The organism is Streptomyces sp. NPDC093261 (assembly GCF_044753645.1).
Taxonomy (GTDB): domain Bacteria; phylum Actinomycetota; class Actinomycetes; order Streptomycetales; family Streptomycetaceae; genus Streptomyces.
In genome coordinates, this window is sequence record NZ_JBIVNO010000005.1 from 237,307 (window position 1) to 256,624 (window position 19,318).

2 protein-coding genes are annotated in these 19,318 nt (G+C 71.2%); both read left to right on the plus strand.

Annotated elements, in window-relative coordinates; genetic code table 11:
• Positions 1–34: 34 nt before the first annotated feature.
• Positions 35–400: a WXG100 family type VII secretion target gene (locus tag ACIP94_RS15070; protein ID WP_402424765.1), complete on the plus strand. Its 366-nt coding sequence runs from the start codon at positions 35–37 to the stop codon at positions 398–400.
• Positions 397–19,155, plus strand: a complete 18,759-nt coding sequence (locus tag ACIP94_RS15075; RefSeq protein ID WP_402424768.1) for a hypothetical protein — start codon at positions 397–399, stop codon at positions 19,153–19,155. Before ACIP94_RS15070 ends, ACIP94_RS15075 begins: the two co-directional genes overlap by 4 nt.
• The last annotated feature ends 163 nt before the right edge of the window (positions 19,156–19,318 follow it).

Below are 19,318 nucleotides of genomic sequence, written 5' to 3' on the forward strand. Positions count from 1 at the left end.
CCCAGACCCGACCACACGACCTCGGAAGGAACACATGGCTGACGGCGAGTTCTACGTCGACACCGACGGGCTGCGCAACCAGCTGCCGTATGTGCAGCAGCTGGCGGCGCGGTTCCGTGACATCGGCAAGAGCCTGGAGGGCCGGCTCGGCGAGCTGGGCGAGTGCTGGGGCGACGACGCCTCCGGGCGGCAGTTCTACGAGCAGTACGCCACGCCCAGGAAGCAGATCATCGACAGTACCGGGCAGATGGGCGACCTGGTCGACAGCATGCACGACGGCATCCGGACGATGGCCGTCAACCTGGAACGCATGGAGGACCAGAACATCGAGGCGACCAAGCGCCTGGGGACCTCCGAGGTCCACCCTGCCGAGACCAGGGTGAAGAACACCAAGTCATGAGCATCAACCTGCCCCCGGAACTTGCCTGGGTCGCCAAGCTGGCCGTCGGCCAGGACTGGCCCAAGGGCGACGAGGACAAGCTGCGCAGCCTCGGTGAGGCGTGGGACGACGCCGCCCGGCAGCTGACCGCCATCAGTCGCGAGATCGATCCCGCGACCAGTGGCGTGCTGCACAGCATCGGCGGTGAAGTCGCCGACGAGTTCTCCAACTTCACGCAGCAGCTGAAGTCCAACCTCCCCGACATGGCCGAGGCGGCCGGTCAGCTGGGCGAACTGGGCAAGAACACCGGGCTGCAGGTTGAGTATGCGAAGTACATGATCCTGGCGCAGCTCGTCTGGCTGGCGGTCGAGATCGCCGAACTCGCCTTCTGGGCACCCGAGGTGATCCCTGCCCTGATCACCGGTGTGCGGGCGATCGTCAAGATGCTGCTGAAGCGGCTGCTGATCTCGATCGCCACCGGTGTCGGGTTCATGGTCGGCATGGACGCGGTGATCCAGGGGATCCAGTTCCTCAAGGGCGACCGCACCAAGTGGGACACCGCCGCCACCCTTCAGGCCGTGGAGGGCGGCGCGATCGGCGGTGCGATCGGTGGCGTCTTCTCCGGCCTCGGCTCGGCGTTCGCGCCGAAGTTCGCGGCCTCGCTGATCGGCAAGGGCATCATCGGCGGCGCCTCCAGCGTCGTCACCACCGAGGTGATGGAACAGATCTTCGGCGGCGAGAACGACATGGGCGCCGCCGTGACCTCGGGCATCATCGGCGCGATGGGCGGTGGCGGAGGCCGTCGCAGGTTCGGCGGCGGCGAGCACAACGAGATCCACACCCCCGACGTCCATCTGCCCTCCACGGCGGACATCCATCTCCCCAAGGTCCCGTCCGAGGGCGGGCCCGGGATACCCGGGGCGGAGGGCTTCGGCACGACCGGCCTGGGCAAGGGCGACGGTCCCGGCAAGGGCGGCATCGGCACGACCGGCCTCGGCAAGGGCCTGGGCACGAACGACGAAGCCGGCACGAAGGGCCTCCACAACACGGGCACGGGAGGTACGCGAGGAACCGGCACCGGGGGCACGGGCACCGTCGACACGAGTACGGGCGGTACGCGTACGGGCGGGACCCGGGGGAACACCGGGGCCGGTGCGGGCCGGGGCACCTCCGGGGGCAACGGCTCGACACGCGGCACGACCGGCACAACCGGCGGCGCCCGCGGCGCGGCGACCGAACACGAGACCACCCGGCCCACCACCGAGTCATCCGGCCCCGGGACGACCGGCGGCGCCGGACGCGGCACAGGCGACGACGCCGCGCACCTGGCCTCCACCGAGTCCGGGGGGCCCGTCGCCGGCGGCAGCCCGCAGACCGCCTCGACCCCGCACGACCCGACGGAGTCCGCGCCCGCGCCGCACACGTCCTCCGGCGTCCAGGAGCCGACGCAGCACTCCGGTGGGCTGCCCGGCTTCGAGACCACGCTCAACGGTCACAGCGGTGCCGACCACACCGTCACGGCGCCCGGTGAGGGGGCTCCCGCCCCCGTCCACGGCGGCCGGCACGACACGGTGACGCCCGCCCAACAGGTGAACGCACCCGTACAACACGCGAGCACGCCCCCGCAGCATCCGGACACGCCCACCCAGTACACGGACACGCCCACCCAGCTCCCGAACACGCCCACCCAGCACCCGGACACCACCGCGCGGGGAACGGGACCCGCGGACACCGTCCGCGCCACGCCGCCCACCACCTCCGGCACCGTGCCCTCGACCGCGACGCACCCCACGCAGACGCCCGGCACCGTGGCCGAAGCCCACCAGGGGCCGGGCGCCGTGACGGACCGTCCGCAGGCCCCGAGCACCGTGGGCGACCGGTCACAGACTCCGAGCACCGTCGTCGACCGGTCACAGACCTCGAACACGGTCAACCAGTCGCAGACTCCGAACACCGGGGTCAACCGTCCGCAGACCCCCGGCACCACGACGGAGACCCAGCGGGCTCCGGGCATTTTCGGCCCCTCGCAGCCGCCGAGCGCCGGGACCAACCAGCCGCAGCCCGGGCTCACGGGGACGAACCGTCCGTCCACCGAGTCCGGGGGCACCCCCCGCCCGCCCCTGAGCGTGGAGTCACCGTCCGCCCCGCGTCCCGGGACGGAGTCCACACCACACCAGGAGTCCACACCACACCAGGAGTCCACGCCGCACGAGGAATCCGCCGCGGCCACGCAGCCGCGTCCGCCCGCCCGCACCAGTGACGGCACCAGCCACTCCCCCGCCACGAATAACGGCACCCGCGGGGGCCAGGACGAGGTCGCGCCCCGGGCTCCCCGCCCGCGCCCGGCCACCGAGAGCGGGACGACCACCCCGCAGCACCAGCAGTCGACGCCTCCGGTGCGGCAGTCCACCGGCGACGGACACACGCCCGCCCTGCCGGACGTCCCGCAGCATGAGCCCGGTACGACGCCGCACCCGGAGGACCACCAGGGCGGTACCCCCGGCGACCACTCCCCGGGGAACGACGAGCGGCTGCGCCTGCTCGACACCCTCGTGGCGCCCACACACGACCCGGACCCGCCGACCCCGTTGCACCAGGCGCCGTCCCCGCCGGAGACCCGGCCGGTCTCGCCCGACGCCGGCATCGGGCAGCGCACCGCCGACCTCGACCGCGCGGCGCGCGCGGCCGGGATGTCGAAGGACGACCGCGATGCGTACACCCGCGCCATCCGGCAGGCCACCGCGTCGGGTGACTGGGACCGCGCCGGACGGCACCTCGCCGACTTCCGCGCCCATGTCGAGACGCGCACCACCAACCAGCGCTACGAGGCGTTCCACGCACACGCGCAGGGCGGCTTCGAGCGTCTGACGAACCTCACCGGACCCGAGGAGGAGTGGCAGCGCAAGGTCGACTCGGTCGAGGAGGCGCGACGCTCCGGCGACCCGGATCTGCTCGACAGCAGGCTCAACGAGTACTCCGCGTATGTCGAGAGCCATGTCCCCTCCGGAACGCTGACCGGTGACGACAGGCCGCGCCCGTTCCACCAGGACGTCGAGGACGTACGGCAGCGCCTCGCCATGACCACCGACGGGCCCACCGCCGACCGGCTGCGCTCTCAGCTCGATGACCTGCGCCGGGACGCCGAACTGAACGACCGGCTGGCGCAGTTGCGTTCCTCCTCCGAGTCCGATCCCGAGACCGCGGCACTGCGCGAGCGGCTCGACAACGCCCAGACGCCCGACGAAGCGGACCGCGCGCTGCGGGACCTGGAGGAACACCGCGAACTGCGGGAGTTCCGGCAGCGCCTCGATCACCTCAAGTCGGACGAGCCGACGCCGGAGCGCACCCCGTCGCGCGGCAGCGACGAGGACCTGCGCCGCCGCCTCGACGCCCTCAACGACGGCGCAGACGACCGCGAACGCGAACTGCGCGAGCAGGTGGACCGTGCGGCCACCGCCGAGGAGGCCGACCGCGGGCTGCGGAACCTCCACGAGTATCGCGAGGACCAGCGGCTCCGGCAGCGGCTGGACCGGCTCACGTCGGACACCTCCGAGGACCACCCCTCCGAGCGGGATCTGCGCGACCGCCTCGACGCGCTCCGCGACAGGGAGGGAGACCCCCGCGCCGCCGAGCTGCGCCGGCAGGCGCACGAAGCGGCCACCGAGCGGGAGGCCAGGGAGGCCCTCGACAAGCTGGACCGGCACCAGAACCGGCGCGAGCAGGATCGTCAGGATCAGGTGCGTGATCTGACGGACCGTCTGGAGCGGTTGCGGCAGCAGCGCACCGAGCAGTTGCTCGGCGGTCACTCCCGCGACGCCGAGGACACCGCACGCCGAATAGACGAGATGCGCGAGGAGTTGTCCTCGCACCAGACGTACGACGAGCGCACCGGCCCCCTGCGGCAGGAGCTGGCGCAGAGGACGGGGGCCCCCGAGGCCCCGGGCCACCTCGACCGCATCACCACCGGAACCGACCAGCGCGGCGGCACGGACGAGCACCCGCCGGCCGAGGAACACACCCCCGCCGACGAACACACCACACCCGCGCACGGCGGGGCGTCCGCCGACGGCAACGCGGTCAAGGTCCCCGCGGACCACTCTCCCCCTCGCGACGGGCACCGGCACGCCTCCGACAGCCGCATCGGAGAGCAGGGGGAGAAGCCGGACACCGGCTCGCGGCGGCCGCACGAGGAACGGCCGCACCACCAGGACCAGGGGAACGAGCAACTCGCCCACCACCCCTCCGAGGAGAACGCGAGGCCCGGCCGGTCGCACGAGGAGTCGGCCGATCCCCGCCACCACCCGGTGCCCAGCACCAAGGGACTGGACGACCTGCACCGCTCCGGCCCACCGCCCCGTATGAAGCTGAACCGCACCCCGCGCTATGTGGTGCGCTCCGGCTTCGACCAGCGGCGCTTCACCGTCGGCGACACCCCGTACACCGACCTGACCGTGCGCGTGGCGCTGCGCGACGACGGCTCGGGCAGGCACGACGCCGACGACACCTGGAACAGGGCGAAGCAGGGCGTCAAGCAGTACTTCAACGACCCCAGGTACACGCTGCCGAACGGCGACCGGCTGCACGTCACCATCGAGCGCGTCGGCCCCGGCGACAAGCCACATCTGACCGTCGATCTGGTGGGCACGGACCACGGCATGGACCAGCGCAGCTGGACGCCCGCGGCCAAGCCCGTCGAGTACGCGCACGAGATCTCTCACCAGCTCGGGCTGCGCGACGAGTACGCGGACGAGACCGCACCGCAGCGCCCGCACATTCCCGGCAGCCTGCTGGGCGACGTCCACCAGCCCCCCGAGCACCAAGGCCTCACCCACGGCGGCCTGCGCGACCGCCATCTCCGGCTCCTGGGCGCCCTCACCGCGGGCCACGACGACCTGCTCTCCCACCAGGGCCACACCGGCGACCACCGAACGGACCACCCGCAGGACCACACCGGCGAGTCGGTCGCGCCGCGCGGCCCGAAGCAGGGCACCCTGCACGACTTCCTGCCCGAGAACGAGTGGTGGAAGTTCTACATCGACCCCAAGAACCACGCCGAGGCACAGGCCGCCTTCCCGCACGACCCGGGCTCGTACTACGACCACGACCGCTCCCCCGGGTTCCAGAAGGGCATGGTCGCGGCCTACACGAAGTTCCTGGGTGATTCCGAGACGGTCAAGGCGCCGATGGACTCGTCGTCGTACCGGACGATGCACGGTCTGGCGACGAGCCACCTCAACCGCGATCTCGACTGGTCCGGTGGCCGCCCGACGCACTTCCCGTTGCGTGGCGAGGCGCTGGCCCCCGACGTCTTCGACGAGAAGGTCGGCGACCGGGCGCTGGTCTACGACATGACCACGCACGACTGGTCCAAGGGGCTGCCCAAGCCGCAGCCGGCCACCATCCTCACGCGCTTTCTGCACAACAATCCGGCGCTGTCGACCAACTACAGAAAGGGCGAGGCCCCCGGTCTCGTCGACACGGTGTTCCACCAGCACTACGAGCGGGTCAACGAGCCCGGCGCCGATGACAGGGCGAAGCTCGCCTCGATCGCCCGTACGGTCCGCTCACTGCATGTGATCCACCCCTTCGAGGACGGCAACCTCCGCTCCAACGTCCAGATCCTGCTGCCGAAGCTGCTGCTGGAGCAGGGCTATCGGCCGATCGTGCCGGACGACATGTACAGCCTGTTCCAGGGCGGTCGCTCGGTGAACGAGATGGTCGACTCCCTGGTGCGCAACGGCGCTCTGGACACCGAACGGCCGCACCTGTCCGGCGACCAGGGGGCCTCGGACCAGGTTGCCCCGAAGCTCCCCGGCCCCTCCACCGGTGACGCCGGCGCCCACGACGGCACACCGCATCTGCCTCCGGTGCCCTCCGACGACCAGGGTCACGGACAGCACCAGCAGCACGACGACCCGGCGGCCGACCCCGCCTGGCGGCACTCGCGCGACCAGGCGCCCGCGGTCCCCCGGCAGCACACCTGGGTGGACCCGGTCTCCGATCCCACACGGCAGCATGCACCGGTGACCACGCCGCACGAGGAACAGGCGACGTCCCATGCGCCGAAGCCGGGCGAGGTCGACGCACACACGGCGCGTCAGACCTACGGCATGCCGGAGAAGAACTTCAAGGGGTTCCGCCAGATCGCGCGGGACAGGAACCTCGTCATCGACGTCCGCCCCACCAACCCCACCGCACCCGCATGGCTCGACGCCGGAGCCATGGCCAAGCCACAGGCCATCAAGGCCAAGACCATCAACGAGGCCGACGTCCACCTCGGCGCCGACCCCAAGAACATCGGACTCGTCGGCTACTTCAAACCCAAGACGCCCGACCAGGCCACCGTTCCCGCCGGGGACTGGGACAAAGTCGTCTCCCGCTACAACCAGCGCTCGACCGAATACCGTGAACTCGCCGCCAAGATGACGGCGTACGAGGCGGACAACAGGTTCACCGTCAAGGACGGCGTGGTCTACGGCATCGGTGAGGACGGCACGCAGCGCCCCATCACCGGCGACCACGACCTCTTCGACATCTCCACCCCGGGTGGCACGCGGATCCCGCATCCCGAGCACGACGCGCTGATCAAGGAGATGCAGGCCAAGGACATCGCCGTCATGCACGGCGCCCATATGTTCTGGAACCCGCCCTCCCCCTTCAGCAAGGCCGTCTTCGACAAGATCGTCGGCTCCCACCACGGCCCCGACGGCGAACCGCTGCTCCGCTTCCACCCGGACAACGACCACGCCGAACTCACCTGGACCCAGCCGCTCAAGACCGGTGAGGTCAACTCGTACACCGCGCGGCACACCTACGGGATCCCGGAGAAGAACTTCAAGGGGTTCCGCCAGATCGCGCGGGACAAGGGCCTGGTCATCGACGTCCGCCCCACCAATCCCACCGCACCCACATGGCTCGACGCCGGAGCCATGGCCAAACCGCAGGACATCAAGGCCAAGACCATCAACGAGGCCGACGTCCACCTCGGCGCCGACCCCAAGAACATCGGACTCGTCGGCTACTTCAAACCCAAGACGCCCGACCAGGCCACCGTTCCCGCCGGGGACTGGGACAAAGTCGTCTCCCGCTACAACCAGCGCTCGACCGAATACCGTGAACTCGCCGCCAAGATGGCGCTGCTGGACAAGAAGAACAAGTTCACCGTCGTGGACGGCGTGGTGCACGGCATCGCTGAGGACGGCACGCGACGCCCCATCACCGGCGACCACGACCTGTTCGACGTCTCCACCCCGCGCGGCACCCGCATCCCGCCGGAGGAACACGACGCGCTGATCAAGGAGATGCAGGCCAAGGACATCGCCGTCATGCACGGCGCCCATATGTTCTGGAACCCGCCCTCCCCCTTCAGCAAGGCCGTCTTCGACAAGATCGTCGGCTCCCACCACGGCCCCGACGGCGAACCGCTGCTGCGCTTCCGCCCCGACAACGACCACGCCGAACTCACCTGGACCCAGCGTCCGGACGAGGCCCACGAGGGCGAGACCCCCTCGGGCGGCGGCTCGGGCAAGGACTCCGGCGGCGGACGGGACCAGCAGGATCACAAGGGCTCCGAGGACCACGAGGACCAGCGGGACTACGAGGACCAGCGGGACTACGAGGACCAGCGGGACCACGAGGACCAGCGGGACCACGGGAGCCGGCAGGACCACGGGCACCACGGTTCGTCCGACCGAGGCCAGGGAGCGAAGGAGAGCGACAAGGCGCAGGACGGCGAGGAGCCGACACGCCGGGAGGCCCCGAACGAACCGGCCGAGCACACGGCCACCGAGGAAGAGCCCCGCGAGAAGCCGCAGCAGCGGCCCCTGGACCAGGAGCCGCCCAAGAAGCGGAACCTGGATGAGACCGAGGCCCCCTCCAAGGAAGCCCCCAAGGACGAGCCGGAGCAGGACCACAGCCCCACCAAGGATCACACGCCCCCCAAGGACGACACCACCGCCGAGGACCACACCCACACCCCGGCCAAGGACGACGCGTCCGCCAAGGAGGCCCTCACCCCCGGCGACCAGCAGCAGGAGAAGCCGCCCGCGCCCCCGCTCAAGGACCCCGCCCCGGTCCTCGACGGACGTCACACGTGGTCCCTTGCCGGAAAGAAGATCGCCGAGGACCCGGGTCCGGATGGCGTGCGCACGCGGATCGAGACGCTGCTCGGCGGCCACGGCAGGGACACCTCCGTCGTGCAGCGCCTGGACGCCGCCCTCGATCCCGCCAACTTCCGCAAGCAGCACGCGGTGATGGTCAACGGCGGCTGGCGCTTCACCATGCACGTGGACGGCAGGCCCTACGAGGTCGAGGTGAAGGCGACCGCCTCGCCCTGGCGCCTCGACCCCACGACCGACGTGGCCAAGGACAACGACGGTGACGGCTTCGGCGTACCGTCGGAATCCACGCACGACTCCACTCCGCGCAAGACGGAGATGACCTCCTCCGAGGCGGGACTGGAGTTCGGGCCGACCATCATCCGTCCCGTCAACAGCGGGCTGTCGGTCCTCGTCACCCCCTCCGGAAAGCTCGGCGGCGCCACCCACGGCCGCGAGACGACGGTCAAGTCGTCGGCCCAGACGGCGAACCAGATCGCCTTCACCGGCAAGACCGACAGCTACACCTCCGACTTCACGTACCAGGTCAAGGTCACGGACCACCAGGGCAACCAGCTCGGTGCCAAGGGCACCGACGGCGCCATCACCGGCCAGGTACGCGCGCATGTGCCCAGGCCTGAGGACCTGGCCGACGGCCGGCCGCGCGCCTGGCAGGGCTGGGACCCCGCCCGCACGGATAGGCAGGACACCTCCGCCCCACCGGCCTCCCGGACGCCCAGGCCCGCCTCAGGCCACCCGGTGTCGATCACAGGACTCGACACGGCACGGGACGCGGTCTACGAGGCGCTGCCGCGCGAGGCGCGCCCTGACGGCACCGCGCACCAGGACATCGAGGACTTCTTCCAGCCGTCCAACGTCATCAACGAGTTCGAGCACGCCTCGGGTTGGGGTCTGCTGTCGAAGCCGTTGACGCTCAGCGACGGCAGCAAGGCCCATGTGCATCTGACGGTGGAGCCGGACGGCTCCCAGGCCCTGCACACCGTGGACGACAAGGCCACCCTGGGGTCGAAGTCGTCGGGCGAGCACGGTCACAACCGCACGGAGAACAGCTCCTGGTCACTGGGCATCAGCGGCGGCGCCACGGGCGAGGTGTGGAAGGCGAAGGACGGCTCCGAGTCCACGTGGCTGACCGGCACCGCCGGCTACACGGGTTCCGGCAACCTGACCCACGGCGCCAAGGGCAAGAACGCCATCGGCACCGAGTCCAGCCACGAACACTCCGGCAAGGCGGATCTGGTCGCCACCAAGGTGCGCCTGCGTGTCCAGCTGATACGGCATCGGTTGCAGCCGGGGCTCGACGGGCTGCACGGCACCGGCACCACGAAGATCGGGGATCATGCCCCGGCGCCTTCCGCGCAACGCCCGCAGGATGCCGCCGACCACGTCGCGATCACCATCAACCCCCAGAACGGCGAGGTGCTGCGCGCCATCCCGCACGACGGGCCGGTGCCGGACACGACGGGCGACCACCCGCCGCTCGACGCCGGCCGGCTCACCGGGCCGGTCGCGGCCCAGCGCACGACGTTCCTGGACTTCCCCGGTTCATCGCAGCTCGAGGACCACATCGTGCGCGAGATGTGGAACAGCTCACCCGGTGTCCTGCCGCCGCCCGAAGCGATCCACCCCGGCAGCGCCGCCGCGCACGACGGCACGGGCGCCGCGAAGCAGCCCCGGATCACCCCCGAGGCGTGGGAGAACCTGCGTGCGCTGCGTCAGCAGCTCGCTCCCTCGCGGCTGCGCGGCGCCGGGCCGAAGCTGCTGGACGGCACGTACCGGATCACACTGAAGGGTCCCCATCTGCCGCTGCGTGACGGCAGGACCCATGAGATCCTGATCAAGGCCGAGCCGTCCAAGGGTGACTATGTACGCTCGGGCAAGTCGACGACGAAGACCGTGACCACCCGGACGACCGGGGCCGACAAGGTCGTCACCCGCAGCACCAAACACGTCGTCAACCTGGCTGGCAATGTGCGCAGTTCCCTGGATCACCCGGATGTGACGCGCGGCTTCGGCATCGGCAGCCTCGACATCACCGCCCACAACCCCTCGCACGGGCTCACCATGGGCGCCGAGACCGAGGTGAAGCGGCAGTTCTCCCTCGAGGCGGACACCGACGTCTACGCCCACCCGGTCACGTACCACGTCATGGTGGGTGCCGAGGACCCGAAACGGCCCACCACCCATCTGTCCACCGACGCGCCCTCGCCGCACACGCAGCACATCACACGGGTGAAGCCCGACGGCCACCTCACCGTCGAGGTCGCGCGCAAGCCGGAGAGCACCGGCGGCAGTACGCCGCCGCCCGCCATCGCCAAGCTGGATGTACTGCCGCAGCGCCACGCGATCCGCCACGTCACCGACTCCGGCGACTTCCGGGACAAGGCGAAGCAGTCGCTGACCAGCGCCTTCGAGAAGAAGTCGAAGGCGTCGACGCCTGACCTGAAGGAGGCGCTGGACGGGATCACCGACGAGGACCACCTGCGGGCCATGGTGTCCGCCTCGCATGGCGGGTGGGCCAACAGCGGTGACGAGCAGATCGGTTCGGGCCGTAACCGGGACACCATCGGGCTGTCGACGCGGACGCGTCTGAGCAACTTCACGTTCCACGAGACGCTGCCCGGTGAGGGCAAGCTGGAGATCGAGACCAAGTCCAGCGGCTCGACCGCCGTGGCGGACAAGACCTCCCGGGCCTTCAAGGCGGGACTCGGCTTCGACGCCGGGCGTTTCCCGTCCAAGGACAGCCCCGACGCCTCCCTCCAGGTCCGCGGCGGTCTCAAGGGCAAGGGCGGTGCCGGCCACAACAGCGGCGAGAACGTCAAGCAGACGATGACGACCTCGCGGAAGGCCGCGTACAAGGGCACCTGGCATGTCTACGAGGCCGACGCGGACGTCACCGTCCAGGGCCGCGTCACGGACGCCAAGGGCAACGTCACCCTCGGGAATCCGCAGACCAGCAGACACCGGGTGCTGGTGCTGCTCTCCGACGACGACGTACGCAAACTCGGCACCGGCGCAACCGGTGACACCACCACGCCGGCCCCCACCGGCACGCGGCAGGCGCCGCTGCTGACCTCGGGGCTGCTGGGCGGGGCCACCGCCGACATCCCGAAGTCGGACGAGATCCTCGGCGAGATCGACCGGCAGATCCGCCGGCTGGACACCCCCGCCGAGGTGCCGGAGACGGCGCTGCCGTTCGCGGGGACGTTCTCGCCGGAGAACCTGTCCGCCAACTACGAGGACCTGGTGGGCCGGGGCATCCTCGACTACCACGTCCACGAGTCCCGCACCCAGCGTGTGATCACCGAGGTCCTGGTGCGTGGCGTCCCGCAGGACGAGTGGTCCGACCAGGGCGACCACTCCACCGGGGACACCACTCGCAAGGTCGGCTTCGCGCAGACCGTCAAGGGCAGCGCGGGGCACAACTGGTCGCTGGGCGCGGACGGCAACTTCCGTCTGTCCTACGCGCCGGTGGTCAAGCCCAAGCCCGGCCAGGATGCGGCCGCCGTCAAGGCCGAGGAGAATAAGTCCGGCCTGGGCAGCGTCGCGTGGGCGCCGACCGGAGGTGGTGAGGGCGGCCGGACCAAGAGCGCCGAGACCGGTGTCACCACCAAGGTGGAGCACAAGACGTCGAAGTTCGGCGACACGGTGAAGTTCACCAACCGTATGCGCTTCGAAGTCACCGTGACCCAGCGCACCGAGTACGGACGCTTCGTCAACCTCGCCAAGCCCCGGCCGGTCGATCCGTCCTGGCCGGTCCACGTCTACGTACCGAAGTCACTCACCGAGACCGCCGAACAGGCCGCCGCCCACCAGCAGCAGCCGGCCCGCCGGCCCACGCAGCCGCCGCAGGTGCACGACGGCGGCAACACCATCGGCATGCAGCCGATCACCGCCTCCCAGGCGGACCGGGACCGCTGGCAGGCGTCGTTGGACTCCGCGCACGACCTCGTCGGCTTCGACAACCCCGACGCGCTGCTAGACCACGCGCAGACGGTGCTCACCACGCCCCGCCCCTGGGGCGACGGCGTAGTCGGCAAAGCCGGAGCGGCCCTTTCCTGGGGACTCGGCACCGCCGCCTCCACGGCCGGCCGCTGGGCGGGGGCCATGACGCCCGAGGCCGCTCACAAGCTGGTCGGCTCCTTCATCTCCGACCCCCGGCTGGACGGCACAGGCAACCCTCTGACCAGGGAGCAGCGCCTGCCGCTGGAGCAACAGGTGTCGCTGCGCCAGGCTCTGTCCTCGGCAACTCTGCCCGCGGTCTTCCACCACCTCAAGGACTCCGCGAACGGCTACCGCACGGTCCCGCTCGGCGCCGACGGCAAGACCGGCCTGGAGATCCATGTGCAGCCCACCGGGGAGGCGCAGGAGATCTCCACGCGGGACGACGGCAGCGACGAGATCACCGTCTCGACCGAGCACGAGTCGGCCACGACCGCGAGCAAGAGCCTCAACGCGAATCTGACGCCCCTGACCGTCCCCGTGATCACGAAGAATCCGGCCGTCGTCGTCCCGCTCCCGACGGGTGCCCTGAGGGTGGACCGCGACCAGACGTTCGAGAGCAGCTCGCCGGTGACCCGCAAGCCCGGCGTCCCGACCCGGACCCTCACACCCCCGGACCTCCCGCACGGCAAGGAGGCCGGCGAGCCCGGCAAGGCCACGCTCAAGGGCCCGCAGGTCCTGATGCGGCAACCGGTGCGGATGACCACACAGAAGTACGACGAGAACGGCACGTACGGGAACACCGCGCACACGGACGGGCACGTCTACTACTGGGCGGCCAAGAAGACCGAGGAAACGGCCACACCGTCAACGGTGACCGACCACACCCCGAAGACACCCGACCCGGCGAAGCCCGCGGACGCCGCCACGCAGCAGGTCAAGGACGCGGAGGACGCCTCACAGCAGGTGAAGAACCCGGGGGACACCTCACAGCAGGCCAAGGCTCCGGAAGACACCGAGCAGCAGGCCAAGGCTCCGGAACACGTCGAACCGTCGACGAAGGCCCCGGAAGACATAAAGCGACCGGAGAATCCGCACCAGGCGGTCAAGCCCGACGACACGTCGGAAACCGCCAAGCGACCCGCGAAGGCACACGAGGCCGTCAAGGAACCCGCGGAGCCGGCGGTCGCCGGGCAGCCGGGATCCCGCGTCCAGGTGCCGGGCGACGGCCGGTGCCTGCTGTACTCCGTACTGGCGAGCACCCCGCCCCGGCACTGGCCCTCCGCACTGCACCAGGGCTCGCCCGGAGACGCGCACACCCAGCACGAGGCTGTCGTGCGCCAGATCCGTACCCAGCAGGGCCCCGTCCGCTCCGGCAGCGCCCTGGGCCGCACCGCGGAAGCACTCCGCCGGATGGTGCTGCACAACGTACGGACGACCCGTCCGCAGGACCTCCCGTTCGACGTCACCGAGTTGTACCGCCGCACCCAGGAGGACCAGCTCCGGCAGCAGATGCGCACCGAGGACTTCGACGCGCTCCACGCGCGGTTGGGTGCCAACGGCGTCGACCACGTCACGTCCCCGGACTGGCTCCGCCCGGAGGCACTGCGCAACCTCTACGTGGACGCACGGACCCAGGAGCTGATGGGGGCACCGCACCACCTCTCCGCGCAGGAAGCGGCCGAGCGCGCGGCCAACGAGGTGCCGGAGACGACGGACCACCAGGGCAACTGGGCCCTGGGGGACACCGCCCTGGCACCACGCGCCCAGTTCGCCTACGTGACGGGGCGCCTCGGTCCGCTGCATCCGGACCACATCGACAGCCATGACCGTCTGGTCGGCGCCGTCGTCGACTCGGCGCTGCACCAGCCGCTGACGCGGACCGAGCACCGGGCACTGATCAGGGCCCTGGAGAACTGGGTACCGGGCAACGACGCCTGGAACACCGACGAAGGCGAGATGTTCCCCGCCCTGGTGGCCCACACCCTCGGCGTGCGGCTGCGCACGTTCCAGGCGACCGGCGGCGGCACGGCCCATCTGCGGACGGTCGGACCGGAGAACACCGGACGCACGGTCGACGTGTACTACAACGGCCGTAACCACTACGACGCCAGCCAGGCGCCGACGCATCCCCCGGCCATGACCGCGCCCGTGAAGGACACCGGCAAGCAACCGCACGGCGGTGCCTCCGACGAGGTCGCCCCCAAGGCGCCGAGGGCAGACCAGCCCGCTCCCGCCCCAAGCGGCCCGGCCACCGACAACGCGCCGACCCGGCAGAACCACGACAACGGCCACACGCGGCAGGCCCGGCGTCCAAAGGACACCCCCGCCACCGCTACCCCACGTCACGGGCTCAACCACGCACCGCGCTTCGTGGTGCGCTCCGCCTTCGACGCGCGCACCTTCCGCGTCGGCGACACCCCCGTCACCGATCTGACCGTGCGGGTCGCCTTCCGGGGCGGCTCGGGGCACGACACCCAGACACCGTGGCAGCGGCTGCGGCAGGGGGCCGAGGACTACTACAACCGCCCGCAGCACCGACTCCCCGACGGCACCCTTCTGCATGTGACGGTGGAACACGTGGCCGAGGACGCCGACCCCCACCTGGTCGTCGACCTCGCCGGTCGCGATCGCCCCATGGACCAGCGCACCTGGTGGCCCGACGCGGAACCCGTCGCGTACGCCCATGAGCTGGGCCACCAGCTCGGTCTGCGCGACGAGTACCGCGAGGACGACGACGGGCCGGGCCGGGCGCAGGTGCCGGGGAGCCTGCTGGGCGACTTCCACCAGCAGGCACCGCACGGTCTCGCCCAGGGCGGACTGCGCGGCCGTCACCTCCAGTTGCTCGGCGCGCTCGTCGGCGACGTCCCGGGGTCCGGCACGGGGCACCCCGAAGGCGCTACGGGGACCCAGGAGCCGCCGAGGACGTCGTCGGGTTCCCCCGACGAGGTCTCCGGCCCGGACGATCGTCGGCACGCGGACCGCACCCCGCTGTCACAGGACCCACGCTGGCACGACGCCCGCTCGGCCGCCCCGCCGGTGACCCGGCGCCATGCCTGGGTCGACCCGGTGACCGACCCGGACCGCGGCGCCGCCCCGGGGAACGACACCACGGCCCACGATCCGCATATGCCGGGGAACGCGCACGACGCTTCCCGGACGCACCGGGACGAGGGAGAGGACTGGGCGGGGATCCTGGAAGAGTACACGGAGGAGCGGGCGCGCGAGTACGAGTGGCTGGACCGCCTGTACGGCGACTCGCTCGATCAGGAGGCGTACGAGAGCGCCCACAGCGCCCTGCTCACGCTGCGCGCGATGGATCTGCCGCGCACGGCGCCGGACGCGGACGGCCGCACGCACTTCGAGGTGCTGGCCCGGCACGTGCTCCATCTGGACACCGCGCCGACCGAGGACGACTACCGGGATCTGCTGGCGCTCACCGCGCACGCCGGACCGGAGTCGGTCACGGACGCCTCCGCGCTCGCCGCGCACTTCCTGGCGAGCGTGCACGGCGCGCTGGACGACCACACCGTGCTGGTCGACGGGTCGGGACATGCGGCGGGGCGCGACTGGACGGGTTCCAGAGCCACCGCTCCCGACCTGACGACATACACGGTGAGCGGGCCGGACGGGCAGTTGGCGGAGCATCCGGCACCGTGGGGCGAACCGTATGTGGTCACCGCCCAGGGCACCCCGGACCATCTGGTGCTGCCGGCGGGCGGGCGTACGTTCCCTGTGAACGACCCGGCGGAGTTCGCCGCACTCGTCGCCCGTGACCCCCTGCGCCGCGAGGGCCAGGACATCCTGCTGGTCGTCTCCCGGGGGCAGGACCACGGGCTCGCGCAACTCGTCGCGGACCGGGCCGGAACGGCGGTGTGGTCGACCGACTCCGAGGTGCGCACCGCGCTCGACTGGCAGACCGGCACCGAACACCTCGACCTGTCCGGCGGGAGCGGCGCCTGGGCGCTGCACCTGGGCGGCGAGGGCGGAATCCTGGACCTGTTCGACGGCCTCAGCCACGACTCCGCCACACCGGAGCGCGATCCCGTGGCGCCGGACCACGACCCCGGTGGCCCCGACTACGCGAGCAAGCTGCACCCGCCGCGGGACGGTGGCGAGTCGGCGCTGTCCCCGGCGGACCTGCTGGACCGTCTGCGGGCCCGCCCGCTGACGACCGACGACTACCAGGTGATCGGGACCACCCCGGACACCGTGTTGTTCGAAGAGCCGACGGGCATGTACCACGCGGACTTCGACTACCGTCCGGCCGGCTCCGCCGACGTCCCCCTGTTGAAGGTGCCCGCGCAGGGCCACCGGCAGACGCTGGTCGGCGAGCACCCGCCGCTCCATGTCTCGGGGGACCTGTCACTGGCCCACCGCCAGTTCGGCTACGGCCAGCAGGTCTTCGCCACGCCCAAGGCCGTCGACGAGGCCAACCGGCAACTGTCGCTGGCGGGCAGCCAGGTGCGGCTGAAGACGGACGGCCTCACGCTGCACGTGGCGGACGGCAGGGGCGGCCACCGCGAACTGGTGCGGGTCACCCCGCAGTTCCTCACCCGCTCCGGCAAGTCGGAGGAGGAGGTCTGCCGTGACTTCGCCCAGATGGTGTCGGGCGGTGTGCCCGCGTCGCACGTGGTCTTCCGGAGCCCCGACGGCTCCGGCGTGACCACGGGCCCGATCAACGCCCTGGGACGTACCGAGGTGACCGGCATCCACCACCTCGCGGAGGCCCTCAGCCACGTGGCCGACGGCGAGGAGCCGACCGGGCCCGTGGATCCCTCGTGGGCGGCGCGCCAGGTGCTGCGGGACGACCGGCTGATCGCCGAGAGCGACGGCCCCACACCGGGCAGGTCCTACGGCAGCGCGCTCAGCTACGACCCGCTGGACAACCCACGGCGCGACGTTCTCTCCGGCGCGGCGCGCATGATCGGCATCAACGAGCACGCCTGGGCGAAGGTCGGCGAGACCTACCTCGTGCACTCGATCAACGCGCTGGACGAGGACGGCCACGCGAGCCTGGCGCGCAACTACGCCAAGCCGAGCGCGCCGGAGGGCCGGCACTTCGGTTACCACTTCGCCGCCGTCGTGCTCTCCAGCGAGGACGGCAAGCACCAGATCACGCTGGAGAACTTCGCGCGCCGCGCCCAGGTCGCCAACATCGTGCGGTCGGCCGTGGCGGACAACCTCAGGAGCACCTCGCCGAACGGTTTCAGGAGGCTGCACGCCGCCATCACCGACGAGCTGGACCGGCAGCGGGCCGGCGGCGCCGACGAGGCCGCGCTCAAACGGCTGGGCCGTCACCGGGACCTGGCCGACGCGCTCACCAAGGCGGCGGATGCGCGGCGGGCCGTGAGCGCGGCGCCCACCGGGAGCCCGGAGCGCGAGACCGCCGTGGCGGAGTACGAGCGGGCGGTCAAGGTGGCCGAGGCGCGGATGAAGCAGGCGGCGGAGCTGCCCAAGGGCAGCGAGCTGTGGCACTTCCGGATGTTCTCCCGGCGCCCCGGCGAGACCATGCACGAGGTCAGCGCGGACCTGCTCAGCTCCGAGCCGTCGGCCGAGGCCAATCCACTGACGTCCGTGATCGTGCACGGTCACCGGCTCCCGCAGGTGGACATCGGGTTCGACCAGGGTTCCCGGCAGATCAGCAAGGTCGAGGCCCGCAAGCTCACCTACGTGGCCGAGCACACGGTCCGGACCGGGCTGTGGAACCACCGCAACGGGCTGCCGCTGCCCCGGATCACCGTGACCGGACGCGGCAACACCCGCCGCCCCACGCTGGGCGGGGCCTTCCCCGACAGCGCGCAGGTCCGGGCCGACACCGTACGCGGGGAACTCCGGGACCGCCTGGACCGGTTCCTCATCAACTACCAGTACGGCTCGGCGAAGCCGCATCTGACCGCGGCCGGCTTCCCGGTCACGGTCACCACCGAGCACACCCCGTCGTCCGGCGACCGGGACCACGGCCGCCGGACCACGGTCACGGTGCACGACCCCCGGCAGACCGACAGCCCCGCGGGTCCCCCGGCCCGCCCCCGTCAGGCGCCGGGGCGCGCGGACGTGCAGCCCCGGGCACCTCGGGCCCCGCAGGAACCGCAGCACGCGGCACAACCGCAACCGCAGCCGCAGCCGCAGCCGCAGACCGTGGCACACGAGGCCGTCACGCATGAGGCCGCAGCACATAACGCCGCAGCACATAACGCCGTAGCGCATAACGCCGTACCGAGTGACACCCTGCCGCATCAGAGCGGGCCGCAGGCGCCCTACCGCAGCGAGCGGCTGACCATCGGAGGGGTCGGTTTCCCGGACGGATCCTCCGAGCTGACGGGAGAGCAACGCGAGACGGTGCACCGGCTGGCCGCCGAGGTGGCGTGGGCGTCGCTGGCGAACGTGAGGGCGGGCTTTCCGCCGCCCCGCGTCGAGGTGGTCGGACACGCCAACGGAATGCGCAACGGGCTCCCGCACTTCGGCGAGGCGCTACAGCGCGGTCAGGCACGCGCGGACGCAGTGGCGGACTTCTTCCACTCGGCGCTGGCGGTCCACCTCGCGCGTCTCCAGGCCGACGAGCAGACCCTTACGGTCCCCGAGGACATCGAGGTCACGACCCGATCCGAGGGCAATGCGCTGCCCGGCGACGGGGCGCCGGACGGGGATCCGGCGACCGCACGACGCCGCGCGCTCATCGTGGTCGACCTGCCCCGCCCCCGGACCGCCGGGGAGTGACGAGTCGCCGCGGTCTCCCGCGACCATGTGCGCGGGAGATCACGCGGGCGCATATAAAGGCATCTTGAAGAGGCCTCAAGAATTACTTATGGAACCAGAGCCATGTGTGACGACCCTCTCCTGAAGGAGAGGGAACCGCACACCGTCACAGCTCGTCCACATA